Genomic DNA, 15,333 nt, shown 5'->3' on the forward strand with positions numbered 1-15,333 from the left:
TCCGGTCCACGGTCCCCGGCCGTCTCACCAGGCCAGCTGGGCGATCTCCTCGGCCACCACCGCGCACGCGTCCGCGGCGGGGTCGATCAGGGGGAAGTGGCCGACGTCCTCCAGGAGCGTGAAACCGACGGTCTCGCCGGCCCTCGCCGCCGCCTCGACATAGGCGTCGGCGACGGCCGGGGGCACCACGATGTCCTCGCGGCCCTGCACGACGGCCGTGGCGATGCCGGTGGGCAGCAGCAGGGCCGGGTCGGCGTGCGGCGCCCGTTCGGCGACATGCTCCTGCCCTCCGAGGAGCTGGGTGACGGCTCCACCGCACACGCCGAGCTCCACCGCCCGCTCGAAGTGCGCGATCGGGGCCAGCGCGACCGCGCCGCGCAGCGCCGGGGGGCCGGCCAGCCGCCAGGGGGACCCGGCGGGGAGGACGTGCCTGGCCGCGGCCCACAGCGCCAGATGCCCGCCCGCCGAGTGCCCGGTGACGACGATCCGGCGCGGATCGGCCTGCGGAAGGTGTGCGGTGACCAGGTCGGGCAGCGCGTCCAGCGCCGCGGCCACGTCGTCGAAGGTCTCCGGCCAGCGTCCCGCGACCGGGCCCTCGCCGGCCCGTTGCGCGGGAATGTCGCCGCCGCCCCGGCGGTACTCCACATTGGCGACCGCGAAACCCCGGCGCGCCAGGAAGTCCACGAACGGGGTCAGGTGCCGGCGGTCGTACGGCGCCCGCCACGCCCCGCCGTGCAGGGCGACGACGAGCGGTGCCTGCGCCCGTCCGCCGCCCGCCTGTTCACCGCGCGGGGCGTAGAAGTCCACGATCTGGTCAGGGTGTTCACCGTAGGCGGCGGAGGCGTCCGGGTCGATGGCCGGATGCGAGAAGGCCGATGCTTCCTCGGCGGCGTCGCGCGCGGCGGGGTCCGGCATGCTGCTCCAACCTTTCGGTGACGGGGCCGAATTGGTCTGACCTGCGGGGACCGTACCAGGACTGGAGCCCCCGCAGATCAAGCCCTCTACCGGCCCAGCACCTCGGCCAGCATCCGCGCCGCCCGCTCGGTGTCGGCGAAACCGACGTACAGCGGGGTGAATCCGAAGCGCAGGACGTCCGGCCGGCGCAGATCACCGACCACGCCGCGCGCGATCAGTGCCTCCATCACGGCCGGGGCGTCCGGGCAGCGCAGGGCGACCTGGCTGCCGCGCTCGGTGTGCGCCTCGGGGGTGAGCGGGACGACCCGGCCCTCCGGGACGTAGGCCCGTACGCACTCCAGGAAGAAGTCCGTCAGGGCCAGCGACTTCGCCCGTACGGCGTCGATGGCGACGCCGTCCCATACGTCGAGGGCCGACTCCAGCGCGAGCATGGACAGGATGTCGGGGGTGCCGACCCTGCCGCGTACCGCGCCGTCCGCCGCCGTGTAGCCGGGGGTCATCGCGAAGGGATCACTGTGCGAGTTCCAGCCGGGCAACGGCGAGTCGAAGTCCGCCTGGTGCCGCTCGGCGACGTACAGGTACGCGGGCGAACCGGGGCCGCCGTTCAGGTACTTGTACGTGCAGCCGACCGCGAGGTCCACACCGTGGTCGTCCAGACCGACGGGCAGGGCGCCCGCGCTGTGGCACAGGTCCCAGACCGCGAGGGCGCCCGCCGTGTGCAGGGCGGCGGTGATGCCCGGCAGGTCGTGCAGCCGCCCGGTGCGGTAGTCGACATGGTTGACGAGCGCCGCGGCGGTACGGGGGCCGATCGCGGCCGGCAGGTCGCCCGGCGTGACGGGGACGAGCCGCTTGCCCGTCATCCGGGCCGCCGACTCGGCGATGTACCCGTCCGTGGGGAACGTCGTCGCGTCGACCAGGATCTCGTCGCGGCCGTCCCCAGCGAGCCGGGCCGCGGCCACCACCGCCTTGAAGACGTTGACGCTGGTGGAGTCGCCGACCACGACCTGGCCGGGGCCGGCGCCGATGAGCGGGGCTATCCGCTCGCCGATCCGCTCCGGCGCGGTCCACCAGCCGCTCTCGTCCCAGGAGCGGATGCGCAGCTCGCCCCACTCGCGGCCGAGGACGTCGGCCATGCGGGCGGGGACGTGGCGGGGCAGCGCCCCGAGCGAGTTCCCGTCCAGGTAGACCCCGTCGTCGAGGGCGAACAGCTCGCGGTGCTTGGCCAGCTCGTCGCCCGCGTCCAGAACGGCGGCCTTGGCGGCGAGGGACTCAGACATGGCTGCGGGCCGTCCACAGCTCGGGGAAGACGTTCTTGCGGGCCCGCTTCTCCAGCCAGGCCACGCCGGCCGAGCCGCCGGTGCCGGTCTTGGAGCCCATCGCCCGCCGGGTCGCCACGAGATGGTCGTTGCGCCAGCGCCAGACCAGCTCGCCGACGTCCGTCAACGCCTCGCCCAGACGCACCAGTTCGGCGTTCTGGTCGGGGTCGGCGTAGATCTGCGCCCAGGTGTGCTCGATCACCGGAGACGGCTCGTACTTCTGCGACAGGTCGCGCTCGAGCACCTCGGCCGGGATCGGCAGCCCGCGCCGCGACAGGAGCCGCAGCACCTCGTCGTACACGCTCGGCTGGTAGAGCGCCTTCTCCAGCTCCGCGTGGACGCGCGGGGCGGCCTTGTGCGGCACCAGCATCGACGCGGACTTCTCACCGAGCAGGAACTCCATGCGCCGGTACATCGCCGACTGGAATCCGGAGCCCTCGCCGAGGGCGCTGCGGTAGGCGTTGAACTGCGCCGGGGTGAGCTGCGAGAGCGGGCGCCAGGAGTGGTTCAGCGCCTCCAGCTCCCGTACGGACCGCTTGAGGGCGTCCATCGCCACCGGGACGCGGTCCTCGCGCAGCGCGCGGCTCGCGGTCTCCCACTCATGGACGATGACGGTGAACCACAGCTCCATCACCTGGGTGGTGACCAGGAAGACCATCTCTCCGGGATCGTCGGAGAGGGGGTGCTGGAGGTGGGTGAGTACGTCCGCCTGGACATAGTCCTCGTACGGCGTCGTGCCCGCGAAGTCGAGGTTCGGGTCGACCGAACCGGCTCCGGAGGCATCGGGGAAAGTCGACATCTCTGTCTCCTCGATACGAACTACCGGGTAGCGGTCCGCTCCCTCCCATCGGCTGTGGAGCCCCGGTCCCCTCGGGTCCGCCCGCTTCGTCGCGTGCGGCCCCACGCGCATCATTACACGAGCGGGCCCTTGATGTAGATGCCATCTTCGTCATACGGATACGCATTCGAACGGCAGCCGTCCAGACCCTTGATCTGCTGCATCATCACCGGCGCGAGCTTGCCCGGGCCCGGGCAGCCCATGTGCTGCCGGATGCCGATCTCATGACCGACCTCGTGGTTGATGATCAGATGGCGGTACTCGGAGGGCGGCCCGGCGAAGGTCGGGGAGCCGAGCAGCCAGCGCTTCAGGTTCACGACGACACCGTCGGTGGTCTCGCAGTTCAGCTCACCGTGCGTGTTGAGGCCCTGGGCGAGGCAGAGCTTGTCGGCGGTCTTCGGCGTGGCGATCCGGATGACGAAATCGGCGTTCTCCGACACCAGCTGGAAGGAGCCGCGCCCGTGGGCGGCCCAGCCGCGCGGATGGGCGAGGATCTGCTGGATCTCGGCCGCGGCCTGCTTGGCGGAGACGTCCACCCCGTCCTCGACCTGGACGCGGTAGCGGCGCACGGTCCCCGCCCCGACGGCCTTGCCCGCGGCCTGGGCGGTGCTGAAGGTCCCGGCGCCCGAGGCGGGCACGTCCTTCTCGTCGACCTTCTTCTCCTGCTTCTTCGCGGCCTTGGAGGGCGACGCCTTGGGGGACGCGGAGACGGTGACCTTCGGCGCGGGCGGCGACGCCGGGGCGACGGCGGTGGGCGACGAGGACTGCTTCCCGTCCGCGCGGTCGTGGCCGGTGCCTGCCTCGTCGCCCCAGAAGGCGAGGGCGGCGCCGCTGCCGAGGATCATGACGCCCAGACCGACCGCGAGCAGGAGTATCGGCCCGAAGGGGCGGCCGCCGCGACTGCCGCCTCCGCTTCTTCGCCCCCTGCCGCTGCTGCTCGTCCGGCCACTGCTGCGTCGGCGGCCGTGGCCACGACCGCGTTCTTTGGGTGCGGCGGCACGCTTGCCCAAGACAGACTTCTCCCCTGTGTCGGCCGGGTGGGGGGAGAGGGTGTGGGGAACCTCCGCGCCGGCGCTACGAAATCGATGGCGCGTGCGATCGTACCGGCGTCCGGTGAACGCTCTGACGCGACGAGGCCCGCCCCGCCCGGTTTCGTGCGGGCGGAACAGGCCTGTAGCGGTGGTGAATTGACGCTCAGCCGAGCGTGTCGGCCGCCGTCTCGGAGGAGTCCCGGAGGAACGTCGAGCAGCGCTCGTACTCCTCCTTCTCACCGATCGCCCGGGCGGCGCGGGCGAGGGCGTGCAGGGCACGCAGGAAGCCGCGGTTCGGCTCGTGCTCCCAGGGGACGGGGCCGTGGCCCTTCCATCCGCTGCGACGCAGCGCGTCCAGGCCGCGGTGGTAGCCGGTGCGGGCGTACGCATACGACTCGACGACCCGGCCGGCCTCGAACGCCTCGTCGGCGAGCTGGGCCCAGGCCAGCGAGGACGTCGGGTACTTCGCGGCGACATCGTCGGGCGCGGCACCGCCGGCGAGCAGTTCGCGCGGCTCCGGCTCGTCGGGCAGACGGGTGGGGGGAGGTCCCCCCAGCAGGTTCTCGTGGATGGCCATGCCCTCAGTCTGCCTGACCCCGGCGCGCCTCCGTCCCGCCCGGGTCCAGTGGTGGGGAGGTCACCCCGCAGTGGACACGGCACTCCGGGTGGCATCCGGCGCTCCGGGGGTTGCGGACGGTCGCCCAGGCCAGGAGGGCGCCCGCCACCAGCAGCCCGGCGCACATCGGCATGGCCCTGCGGAAGGTGGCACCGAACTCGCTCGCCGAGCGGTACGCCTCCGGCCCCATCCCGGCCAGCAGCGGCAGCGCGGCCACCGCGAGGAGGCCGGCGGCGCGGGCGGCGGCGTTGTTGATCCCGCTGGCCAGGCCCGCCCGGGCGACGTCCACGGAGGCCAGGACCGTGGCGGTGAGCGGGGCCACCAGGACGACCATGCCGAGCCCCATGACCATCAGGGCGGGCAGGACGTCCAGCAGGTACGAGGCGTCCTCGCCGACCCGCAGCATCAGCAGGATTCCGGCGGCGCAGAGCAGCGGGCCGACGGTCAGCGGGATGCGCGGCCCGAACCGCTCCCCCAGCTCGCCGGCCTTCGCGGACAGCAGCAGCATCAGGAGGGTGGTGGGCAGCAGCGCGGTCCCGGCGCCGAGGGCGGAGTACCCGGAGACGACCTGCAGCTGGAGGGCGGCGAGGAAGAAGAAGCCGGAGAAGGCGGCGTACACACAGAGAGTGACCAGATTGATGGCCGTGAACTGCCGTGAGGCGAAGATCGACGGCGGCACCATCGGCTCCGGCCGGCGCCGCTCGACCGCCACGAAGACGGCGCCGAAGGCCAGCCCCAGACCCCCGGCCCACCACGCCTCCCCGATGAGCGCATAGGTGATCAGGGCCAGGGCGGCGGCCCCGAGGACGGCCCCGACGACGTCGAAGCGGCCCCGCGCCGCCGTGTCCCGCGATTCGGGTACGTGGCGCAGGGCGACCGGCACGCACAGCGCGGCGAGCGGCACATTGAGCAGGAACACCCAGCGCCAGCCCGGCCCGTCGACGAGCCAGCCGCCCACGAACGGCCCGACGGCCGCACCGACGCCGCCGAAGCCGGACCACAGGCCGACCGCGCGGGCCCGGTCGTCCGGGTGGAAGCTCGCCTGGATCAGCGCCAGTGATCCGGGGGTGAGCAGTGCCCCTCCGACGCCCTGGAGGGCGCGGGCGGCGATGAGGAACCCCGCGTTCGGCGCGATCCCGCACAGCAGCGACGCCACGGCGAACCAGACGGTCCCGACGACGAACACCCGCCGGCGCCCGTAGCGGTCCCCGAGCGCGCCGCCGAGCAGGATCAACCCGGCGAGCGTGAGCATGTAGGCGTTGACGGTCCACTGGAGGTCGGCCATGTCGGCGCCGAAGTCCCGGCCGATGTGGGGCAGGGCCACGTTCACGACGGTGGAGTCCAGCAGGACCATCGCGGACCCCAGCACGGTGGTGAACACCACCCACCGTCCCTGGGCCGTGGCCAGCCGAATGTCCATACGGGCCATCCTGTACGGCCGCCCGCCCGCGGGCTAGTCGAGCGGCCCCGACGTGCTCGCCGGGCATGACGGGGGCCCGGCACCGCGTCGGTGCCGGGCCCCCGTCCTCACCTGACTACTTGAGCTTGGTGCCCGTGGAACGCAGCGCCGCGCACGCCTCGGTCACACGCTTGGCCATGCTCGCCTCGGCCAGCTTGCCCCAGGTGCGCGGGTCGTAGGTCGACTTCTTGCCGACCTCGCCGTCGACCTTCAGCACGCCGTCGTAGTTCTTCAGCATGTGGTCGGCGACCGGACGCGTGAACGCGTACTGGGTGTCGGTGTCGAGGTTCATCTTCACGACGCCGTTCTCCAGCGCGGTGGCGATCTCCTCGGCCGAGGAGCCGGAGCCGCCGTGGAAGACGAAGTCGAACGGGGACGCCTTGCCGTACTTCTCGGCGACGCCCGCCTGCAGGTCCTTGAGCAGTTCGGGGCGGAGCACGACGTTGCCCGGCTTGTAGACGCCGTGCACGTTGCCGAAGGAGGCGGCGAGCAGGTAGCGGCCCTTCTCGCCCAGGCCGAGGGCCTCGGCGGTACGCAGGGCGTCGTCGACGCTCGTGTACAGCTCGTCGTTGATCTCGTGGGTGACGCCGTCCTCCTCGCCGCCGGTCGGGGTGATCTCGACCTCGAGGATGATCTTGGCGGCGGCGGCCTTCGCGAGCAGCTCCTGGGCGATGGCCAGGTTGTCGGCGAGGGTCTCGGCGGAGCCGTCCCACATGTGGGACTGGAAGAGGGGGTTCTGACCCTTGGCGACACGCTCGGCGGAGATGTCGAGCAGCGGACGGACGTAGCCGTCCAGCTTGTCCTTGGGGCAGTGGTCCGTGTGCAGCGCGACGGTGACGTCGTACTTCGCGGCGACGATGTGCGCGAACTCGGCCAGGGCGACCGCGCCGGTCACCATGTCCTTGCTGTACTGGCCGCCCAGGAACTCAGCGCCACCGGTCGAGATCTGGATGATGCCGTCGCTCTCGGCCTCCGCGAAACCGCGCAGCGCGGCGTGCAGGGTCTGGGACGAGGTCACGTTGATGGCCGGGTAGGCGAACTTGCCTGCCTTCGCCCGGTCGAGCATCTCGTTGTAGATCTCGGGGGTTGCGATGGGCATGTGTCCGCTCCTTGTGATGCGCGGGGTGTGCGATATGTGCAGGCCCTGACCTGGGGGCGACGTCATCGTCGCCCCTATCTTTCCAGACTCTGACGCAGGCTCCACCCCCCGGCGGGGCCGGGCATGGGTGAAGGGCGGGCTGTTTCACGTGAAACAGCCCGCCCTTCACCAAAAGCCCAGGTCACCCCGTGTGCGGCCGTCGGCTCGTCAGTTTCAGCCGAGTCCCAGCTCGTCCAGCTCGTACGCGTAGAGGTACGGCACACCGGCCGTGCCGCTGATCTTCTCCGCCGCTCCGGTCGCCCGGTCCACGATCGTCGCGACCGCCACGACCTCGGCGCCGGCGGCGCGTACCGCCTCGACGGCGGTCAGCGGCGATCCGCCGGTGGTGGAGGTGTCCTCGACGACCAGGACACGGCGGCCCTTGATGTCCGGTCCCTCGACCTGGCGCTGCATTCCGTGGGCCTTGGCGGCCTTGCGGACGACGAACGCGTCGAGCGTCCGGCCGCGCGCGGCGGCCGCGTGCAGCATCGAGGTCGCCACCGGGTCGGCGCCCAGGGTCAGACCGCCCACCGCGTCGAAATCGAGATCGGCGGTCAGGTCGAGCATGACCTGACCGACCAGCGGCGACGCGGCGCCGTCCAGCGTGATCCGGCGCAGGTCGACGTAGTAGTCGGCTTCCAGACCCGAGGAGAGGGTCACCTTGCCGTGCACCACGGCCTTGTCCTTGATCTGCTGGAGCAGGTCAGCGCGTACGTCAGTCATGCCCGCCAGCTTAAAGCCGCCCGCTCAGAGGCGCCGCCAGCTCCACGTCGTCGCGATCTCCAGGGGCTCGATCGGGGTCACATAGTGCGGATGGGTGTTGAGGCCGTTCGGAGGGCCGGACTGGGGTTCCACACAGACGGCGGCCTCCTGCTCGTCGTACAGGACGACCCACTCGGCGCGGCTGGTCACCTTCAGTTCGAGCCGCTCCGGCCAGGTGAGGGTGACATCGACGCCGTCGGGCATGCCGAAGCAGTCGTCCCAGGGGCCGGGGGCGGGGCCGATCCGGCGGCCGGTGGGCAGGTGGTCGGCGCCGCGCTCCTCCTGCCAGTCGGCGGTGAAGCCGATGCGCACGGGGGCGCTGGGGGTACCGCCGTCGAGCCTGCGGTTGAACCACGGGTGCCAGCCGGCCTGCGCCGGGAAGGAGTCGCCCAGGGTCTCGACGCCGAGCTGGATCGTGAGCGCGTCCTCGGTCAGCTCGACGATCTGGGTGACCCGCCCGGGGTACGGCCAGGGCTCGGCGAGGTCGTAGGTGAAGGCGGCCTCGGTCTTCTCCTCGCGGACCGTCCGCCAGGCCGCGTCGCGGCCGGTGCCGTGGATGGCGTGGGGCGGGGAGTTGAGCGGCATCTGGTGCCGGATGCCGCCGTTGGCGAACTGCCCGTTCGCGATGCGGCCGCACCAGGGGACCATCGGGAAGCAGCCGTAGCGCTCGCCCTGGCGCAGGAGCTCGATGCCGCCGACGCGCAGGCTCGCGATCCGGCAGCCGTTGTCGGGGTCGATGGTCAACTCGGCGTCGCCCGCCGTCAGTCGCGTCTCGTTGTTGCTCACGCTCCGACCCTAGGACAGGGCGCCGCCCTTGTGACCGGGACGCGGCGGTGCCTCGCCTCAGCGGCGCCTGCGCAGCGCGCGGCCGACCACCACGGCGGAGGCGAGGGCCAGCGCCGCGGCGGGGGCCATCCAGCGGAGGGTGGCGCCCGCGGAGCCGGAGTCGGGCGCCGGGACGGGGGCGTAGCGGCCCCGTGGCGGGGCGTGGTCGACCTCTTCCGCGCTGCGGCCGATCATCGTGCGGCGGGCGTGGGCGGCCTCGGCCGGGGGCTCGGCGGGAAGGCCGATGCGGGGCTCGCCGAGGTCGTCGTCCTCGAGGGGGTCCAGGGCGGACGGCGGGATCGGAGCGTCGAAAACGGACGGGCGGGGCGGCGGGGTGGCTTCGTCCACGTCGTCGGTGAGTTCGTCGACCTCGTCCGTGAGATCGTCGAGCTCGTCCACGATGCCGGCCGTGGCGCCCGTGGTCTCGGCCGCGCTCCGGTCCGTTTCCGCGGGCTTCTTGTCCTTGGTCTCGTCGCCGTTCCCGGCAGTCTGGTCCGCCGCCGTGGTGAGGGATTCCGCGAAGCGGTCCAGCAAGCGGTGCGCGGTGGCGGCGGCCGCGTCGGCCGGGAGCTCCGCCAGTCGGCCCTGGGACGTGGTGGTACCGGTGAACGTCAGCGTCGTACCGTCCCCGGTCGGGGTCAGCCGGATCGCCAGTGACAGCTTCGCCGAGCCGCTGCCCCGGGCTTCCGTGCCCTCGCCCTCGACGGCGAAGCCGCCGCCCCGCTCGGAGACGCGCAGTGAGCCGCGGTAGGTGATGGTGTGCCCGGCGACCCGGATCCTCAGACGGCCCGCCAGCGGGCCGGCCGTCGCGTTCGCGTCCTGCTGGAGCCCCGGCACACAGCGCGCGACGCACCCCGGGTCGGCCAGCGTCTGGCGAAGAATCTCGGGCGCAACCGGAACGAACACCTCATGCTCCATGGGATCGAGCCTACTCAGACAGACCGGTCCCGTCTTCGTTTCGACGGCCGCCTCAGCCGCCGTAGCGCGGATGCACCAACGTCGACGGCGCCACGTCCCGGGGCCTCGACCGGTCCTCGACCCGCCCCGCCGCCAGCAGCGCGGGGCTCAGCGTCCGCAGCCGGGGCGCGTCCGCCGCGAGCGCCAGGGCCGGCCGGTCGCCCGCGGCCGCCAGGACGAAGCCCCAGTCGTGCGGTTCCTCGGACGAGCTCTCGCCGTACCGGTCGGGACCGGCCGCGAACCCGTACGTGCGGCCCGAGGCGCTGTACGGCCTGGTGGCGAAGCCCGCAGCCCGCAGCGTCGCCTCGACCGTCCAGTACGTCCGGGGCCGCGACGACAAGGGCCCGGCGTGCACGGCCAGCCGACCGCCGTCCGCGAGCACGCCGGCCGCGAGCCCGTAGAACTCCGCCGAGTACAGCTTGGTGCTCGCCGTGATCCCCGGGTCCGGCAGGTCCGAGATCACGACGTCGTATCCCGTCGACGCCGTGCGCAGCCACCGGAACGCGTCCGCGTACACGACCGTGACCCGCGGGTCACGGTAGGCGTGGGCGTTCAGCGTCGCGAGCGCCGGGTCGGTACGGGCGATGCGTACGACTCCGGGGTCCAGCTCGACCACGGTCACCGACGCGACCCCGGGATAGCGCAGTACCTCGCGGGCGGCGAGGCCGTCGCCGCCCCCGAGGATCAGGACGCGGCGGTGGGGGCCGCGCATCGCGGGGTGGACCAGCGCCTCGTGGTAGCGGCGTTCGTCACGGCCGCTGACCCGCAGCCGCCCGTCCAGGAACAGGTCCGGCGGGCCGGCCCGCCCCCCGGTCAGCACGACCTCCTGGAGGTCGGTGCGGACGGCGACGCGCACGCTGTCCCCGTACACCGCCCGCCGCGCCGCCCGCTCGAAATCGCCGACCAGCACCGTCGCCGTGGCCAGCACGGCGAGCACGGTCACGTTGACGGTGATCAGAAGCACGCGCGAACGGGCCGTCAGATCCCGCCGGAACAGCCACAGCACCAGCGCGCCGCCCGCTATCGCGTTCACCGCGCCCGTGACCAGCGCGCCGGTGAGCTGCCCCAGCCAGGGCAGCAACAGGAACGGAAAGGCCAGCCCGCCGACGAGCGCACCCACATAGTCCGCGGCGAAGAGCTCGGCGACCGTACCCGCCGGGTCGTCGTCGGGGCCGTCCGAGGCCTCCTCCTGGTGCGACGCGCCCCGGCCCCGGCCCCCCACGGCCGGCCGTGCCGTCCGCTGGATGAGGGACATCAGCAGGGGGATCTCCGCGCCGATCAGCACCCCGATCGCCAGCGAGAACCCGACCAGGACGTATCTGGACTCGCCCACCCAGGCGAACGCCGCGTAGAGCACGAGCGCGCTGCAGCCCCCCACCAGCGCCAGCGCCGCCTCCACCAGGCCGAACCCCACGGCGGCCCGGCAGCGCAGCCGCTTGGCGAGCAGCGAACCCACGCCCATGGCGAAGACCATCACCGAGAGCACCACCGACGCCTGCGTGACCGAGTCACCGATCAAGTACGAGGCGAGAGCGACCAGTTCCAGCTCGTAGACCAGCCCGCAGGCAGCGCAGACGAAGACCGCGGCGAGGACGAGCGACCGCCCCGCGCTGGGCCGTACAGGCAGCCGCGCCACACGTTCGGGTGGCGCGGAGACGGACGGTTCGATCATGTTCGTAACGCTACGTCACACCTGCGGTGCAGCCTGTCACCCACACGGGTGTTTAGTCGCTTCCACACCTATAGGGCGGCCGTGACGCGGGCACCGATGCGGGTCCGGGTGACCACCAACTGTCCCTCCTGCGGATAGGCGTGCCAGGTACGCCACCGCACCTGCCCCTCGTGACGCTGCGCCAGCATCGCCGTGAAGGCGTGCGGCGAGCCGGGGAACGTTCCGGCGAGGCCGTTGGGATGGTCGGCGACGAGGGCGAGCAACTCCTGCGCCCGGCCCGCGAACGAGCCCTGCGAGAGCGTCTCCACCCGCGCGGCGAACTCGTACTCCCATCCGCCCACCCGTTTGGACACGCCCAGCGGCAGCGGCGTACTGCTGCCGGGCATACAGGCGACGGTCTCCGAGCAGGTGCCCTTCTCCTCCTCGAGGAGCACCTGGTGAGAGGCGCCGAGGAGTCTCAACTGGAGCTTGGCTCCTCTCAGTTCGAGGTCGAGTACGGCGAGGGCGGGCAGCGGCTCCCGCCCCAGCGCCCAGGCCAGGTCGGCCGCGCGCGTGTCGGTATAGGTCGTCTTCAGGGTCGTGAGCATGGGTCGGCTCCGCAAACACGGTTTGACGGGTGGACCGGGGGCGTCCCGGTGAGTTCTCAACGGGAGTGGGGTTCGCCGGCTCGGGTCCACACGAGGTCCGAGGGCTGGATGTTCTCGACAGCGAGGGAATCATGAACTGCGGGGGACTCACAGCGTTTTTACCCAACTTGACGTGGTTTCCATCCCCCCGGGGGCCCCTCGGTTCATCTGTTCAAAGAGAAACCGATCGCGCGGTACGACAACCGTCACACCGGTCAACAAGAAGACGCCCGGCGGCAGTTCGCTCGCCGGGCGCCTTCAGTGGTTGCGGACCAGCTGCCCCGTGTCAGCTGCCTCCGCCACCGCATCCACCCCCGCCGCCACCGCCGCCACAGGACGACCCGCCGCCGCAGGAGGAGCTTCCACCGCAGGAGGAGCTTCCGCCGCAGGAGGAGCCGCCGCCGCCCGCCCACCAGCCGCCCCCGTGGCTGCCGCTGGACCTCCGCCGCCTGCGCCGCTTGTCGCGGGAGCCCGCCATCAGGCTCACCACCACGACCGCCATCACGAATCCGATGACCAGTACTTCCATTCGTGTCACCCCCGTACGCCTTGTGTGAGGGGGATGCCCCCGCCGTCACACGGCCAAATCCGAATTGAGCAAGTCCAGAGCTTCGCGCCGGCAGCGGGACGAGCCGGCCACATGGCAGGGGGATCCCCCCGCCCGGGATCCGTCAAAGCACACTTGAGGAAGTCCAGAGGTACGCCCGAGGATGACCGTCATGACACGACCGCTGCTCAACCGCCGCCTCGCCGAATTCGGCACGACGATCTTCGCCGAGATGTCCGCGCTGGCCATGCGCACCGGGTCGATCAACCTGGGCCAGGGCTTCCCCGACACCGACGGCCCCGAGGAGATCCGGGAGGCCGCGGTCCGGGCCCTGCGGGACGGGCGGGGCAACCAGTACCCGCCCGGACCGGGCGTCCCCGAGCTGCGCAGCGCCATCGCCGCCCACCAGGAGCGCCGGTACGGCCTCGCCCACGACCCCGACAGCGAGGTCCTCGTCACCGCCGGGGCCACCGAGGCGATCGCGGCGGCCCTGCTCGCACTCGTCGAGCCCGGCGACGAGGTGATCGCGCTGGAGCCGTACTACGACTCGTACGCCGCGTGCATCGCCATGGCGGGCGGGACAAGAGTGCCGGTCACCCTGCGCCCGCACGAGGGCGCGTACGTCCTCGATCTGGACGAGCTGCGCGCCGCCGTCACCGACCGGACCCGGCTGATCCTCCTCAACACCCCGCACAACCCCACCGGTACCGTCCTCACCCGCGAGGAGCTCACCGCGGTCGCCGCGCTCGCCGTCGAGCGGGATCTGCTCGTCGTGACGGACGAGGTCTACGAACACCTGGTCTTCGGCGACGCCGAGCACATCCCGATCGCGACGCTCCCGGGGATGCGGGAGCGCACGGTCGCCATCGGCTCGGCGGGCAAGACCTTCTCCTTCACCGGCTGGAAGGTCGGCTGGGTCACCGCGAGTCCCGCGCTGATCACCGCTGTCCGGTCCGCCAAGCAGTTCCTGACGTATGTCTCCTCGGGCCCGTTCCAGTACGCCGTCGCCGAGGCCCTGCGGCTGCCCGACAGCTACTTCGACGGGCTCCGGGCCGATCTGCTGGCCAAGCGGGACCTCCTGAGCGACGGTCTGGCCGAGGCGGGCTTCGAGGTCTACCGCCCGTCCGGCACCTACTTCGTCACCACCGACATCCGCCCCTTCGGCGAGAGCGACGGCTTCGCCTTCTGCCGCGCGCTGCCCGAGCGCTGCGGGGTGGTGGCCATCCCGAACGCCGTCTTCTACGACCACCGCGACGAGGGGGCGCCCTTCGTCCGGTTCGCGTTCTGCAAGAGGGAGAGTGTGCTGCTGGAGGCGGTATCGCGGCTGAAAGCGCTTTAGCGCCGCCCGGGATCTGCCGATTGTCGGGTTGACCGATGTTCGGCTCCCCGCCGGTCCGTGCCGTCGGGGGGTCGGGCCGACCGACCCCGCGCCCGGAGGTGCCCCCTGTCCGCCGAGACCTTCCATCACGCCGCTTCCACAGGTGCGCGGACCGTTCCCCGGTGGCGGGCCTCGCTGCACAGGGCCACTCCCGCGCTCGGGCTGTTCGCGCTCGCGCGGCTCACCGGGATGGTCGTCCTGGCGCTCTGGTCCTGGCACATCGGCCGCTCCCCGAGGGCGCTGCTCGCGAACTCGTACGACTCCGACTGGTACATCGGGATCGCCGCCCACGGCTACGGCCGCACGGTCTACTGGCCGGACGGGGCCGTCCAGTCCGATCTGGCGTTCTTCCCGCTCTATCCGGGGCTCGTACGAGCCGTGACCGAAGTGCTCCCGGTGACCGGGGGGACGGCGGGGCTCGTGCTGTCCTGGGTGGCGGCGGGGGCCGCCGCCTGGGGGATCTACCTCGTCGGCGAACGGCTGCGCGACCGGACCACGGCCACCGTGCTCGTGCTGCTCTGGGGTCTGCTGCCGCACTCGATCGTGCTGTCCATGGCGTACACCGAACCGGTGATGACCGCCTTCGCCGCCTGGGCGCTCCACGCGGTGCTCACCCGGCGCTGGCTGTGGGCGGGCGCCCTCGCCTCGCTCGCCGGGCTGTCGCGGCCCAACGGGGTGGCGGTCGCCGTGGCGGTGCTGGCCGCGGCCGCCTACGAGATCGGCCGGCGCCGCGGCCGGGTCCCGGGGGCGGTGTGGGCGGGCGCGGCCCTGGCCCCGCTCGGCTGGACCGGCTATCTGCTGTGGGTGGGCGGGCGGCGGGGCGATCTGTTCGGCGGATACTTCGCCGTGCAGGAGGGCTGGACGTCCCGGTTCGACTTCGGGATCGGCGCCCTGCGCTTCGTCCGCACGCTCCTAACTCAGCCCATGGCCTTCGGCTTCTCGATGGCTCTGGTGATCACCGCGGCGGGGGTGCTGCTCTTCGCGCTGCTCGCGATGGACCGCCCGCCGGTCGTCGTGCTCGTCTACGCGGCCGTCCTGGTGGTGATCACCGTGGGCGGCTCCGGCTTCTTCGAGTCGAAGCCCCGTTTTCTGCTGCCCGCGTTCCCGCTGCTGCTGCCGTTGGCGTGCGCGCTGACGAAAGCCCGGCCGCGGGCCGCGATCGTCGTGATCACGGCCCTGGCCGGGCTGTCGTTCTGCTATGGCGTCTACGCGCCGACGATGGTCCTGTAGGGCCTCACGAGTGACCTCGCGGG

General features: G+C 72.3%; 15 protein-coding genes. 2 read left to right on the top strand and 13 right to left on the bottom strand.

All coding sequences use genetic code 11. The annotated features are described in order from the left end of the window. Positions 1 to 24 precede the first annotated feature (24 nt). From ACZ7J0_RS16010 to ACZ7J0_RS16070, 13 genes are all read right to left on the bottom strand, one after another. Entirely contained in the window at positions 25 to 915 is an 891-nt protein-coding gene (locus ACZ7J0_RS16010) for an alpha/beta hydrolase family protein (RefSeq protein WP_470887737.1), read from the bottom strand. A gap of 86 nt (positions 916 to 1,001) precedes the next feature. After that, positions 1,002 to 2,192 carry a kynureninase gene (gene kynU / locus ACZ7J0_RS16015; RefSeq protein ID WP_470887739.1) on the bottom strand — a complete coding sequence of 397 codons (1,191 nt, stop codon included), beginning with the start codon at positions 2,190 to 2,192 and terminating at the stop codon, positions 1,002 to 1,004. Further along, the gene (locus ACZ7J0_RS16020) at positions 2,185 to 3,030 is read right to left on the bottom strand and encodes a tryptophan 2,3-dioxygenase (RefSeq protein ID WP_470887741.1); all 846 of its coding nucleotides are present in this window, start codon (positions 3,028 to 3,030) and stop codon (positions 2,185 to 2,187) included. The genes kynU and ACZ7J0_RS16020 overlap by 8 nt, the downstream gene beginning before the upstream one ends. A gap of 113 nt (positions 3,031 to 3,143) precedes the next feature. Then, positions 3,144 to 4,079: a DUF3152 domain-containing protein gene (locus tag ACZ7J0_RS16025; RefSeq protein WP_470887743.1), complete on the bottom strand. Its 936-nt coding sequence runs from the start codon at positions 4,077 to 4,079 to the stop codon at positions 3,144 to 3,146. 184 nt (positions 4,080 to 4,263) lie between these two features. After that, positions 4,264 to 4,677 carry a DUF3151 domain-containing protein gene (locus ACZ7J0_RS16030; RefSeq protein WP_470887745.1) on the bottom strand — a complete coding sequence of 138 codons (414 nt, stop codon included), beginning with the start codon at positions 4,675 to 4,677 and terminating at the stop codon, positions 4,264 to 4,266. Between the two features lie 4 nt (positions 4,678 to 4,681). Further along, positions 4,682 to 6,136 carry an MFS transporter gene (locus ACZ7J0_RS16035; RefSeq protein ID WP_470887747.1) on the bottom strand — a complete coding sequence of 485 codons (1,455 nt, stop codon included), beginning with the start codon at positions 6,134 to 6,136 and terminating at the stop codon, positions 4,682 to 4,684. A gap of 115 nt (positions 6,137 to 6,251) precedes the next feature. Beyond that, positions 6,252 to 7,274, bottom strand: a complete 1,023-nt coding sequence (gene fbaA / locus ACZ7J0_RS16040; protein ID WP_470887749.1) for a class II fructose-bisphosphate aldolase — start codon at positions 7,272 to 7,274, stop codon at positions 6,252 to 6,254. A gap of 213 nt (positions 7,275 to 7,487) precedes the next feature. Next, positions 7,488 to 8,036 (bottom strand): orotate phosphoribosyltransferase, encoded by a 549-nt coding sequence (gene pyrE / locus ACZ7J0_RS16045; RefSeq protein ID WP_470887751.1) that lies wholly within the window; start codon positions 8,034 to 8,036, stop codon positions 7,488 to 7,490. A 24-nt stretch (positions 8,037 to 8,060) separates the two neighbouring features. Next, the gene (locus tag ACZ7J0_RS16050; RefSeq protein WP_470887753.1) at positions 8,061 to 8,861 is read right to left on the bottom strand and encodes an aldose epimerase family protein; all 801 of its coding nucleotides are present in this window, start codon (positions 8,859 to 8,861) and stop codon (positions 8,061 to 8,063) included. A 57-nt stretch (positions 8,862 to 8,918) separates the two neighbouring features. Further along, a complete protein-coding gene (locus ACZ7J0_RS16055; protein WP_470887755.1) occupies positions 8,919 to 9,818 on the bottom strand; it encodes an SRPBCC family protein in 900 nt (299 codons plus the stop codon). A gap of 52 nt (positions 9,819 to 9,870) precedes the next feature. Then, on the bottom strand, positions 9,871 to 11,529 hold the full coding sequence (locus tag ACZ7J0_RS16060; RefSeq protein ID WP_470887757.1) for a polyamine aminopropyltransferase: 1,659 nt from the start codon (positions 11,527 to 11,529) through the stop codon (positions 9,871 to 9,873). A gap of 68 nt (positions 11,530 to 11,597) precedes the next feature. Beyond that, a complete protein-coding gene (locus ACZ7J0_RS16065; RefSeq protein ID WP_470887759.1) occupies positions 11,598 to 12,116 on the bottom strand; it encodes a DUF2617 family protein in 519 nt (172 codons plus the stop codon). A gap of 325 nt (positions 12,117 to 12,441) precedes the next feature. Further along, a complete protein-coding gene (locus ACZ7J0_RS16070; protein WP_470887761.1) occupies positions 12,442 to 12,693 on the bottom strand; it encodes a hypothetical protein in 252 nt (83 codons plus the stop codon). Positions 12,694 to 12,865: 172 nt separating this feature from the next. Here ACZ7J0_RS16070 and ACZ7J0_RS16075 point away from each other — a divergent pair, with 172 nt between their 5' ends. Together ACZ7J0_RS16075 and ACZ7J0_RS16080 are read left to right on the top strand one after the other, a co-directional pair. Next, positions 12,866 to 14,041: a pyridoxal phosphate-dependent aminotransferase gene (locus ACZ7J0_RS16075; RefSeq protein WP_470887763.1), complete on the top strand. Its 1,176-nt coding sequence runs from the start codon at positions 12,866 to 12,868 to the stop codon at positions 14,039 to 14,041. A 57-nt stretch (positions 14,042 to 14,098) separates the two neighbouring features. Beyond that, a complete protein-coding gene (locus ACZ7J0_RS16080) occupies positions 14,099 to 15,310 on the top strand; it encodes a hypothetical protein (RefSeq protein ID WP_470887765.1) in 1,212 nt (403 codons plus the stop codon). Positions 15,311 to 15,333: the final 23 nt, after the last annotated feature.

It is taken from the genome of Streptomyces sp. NPDC038280 (genome assembly GCF_055600045.1).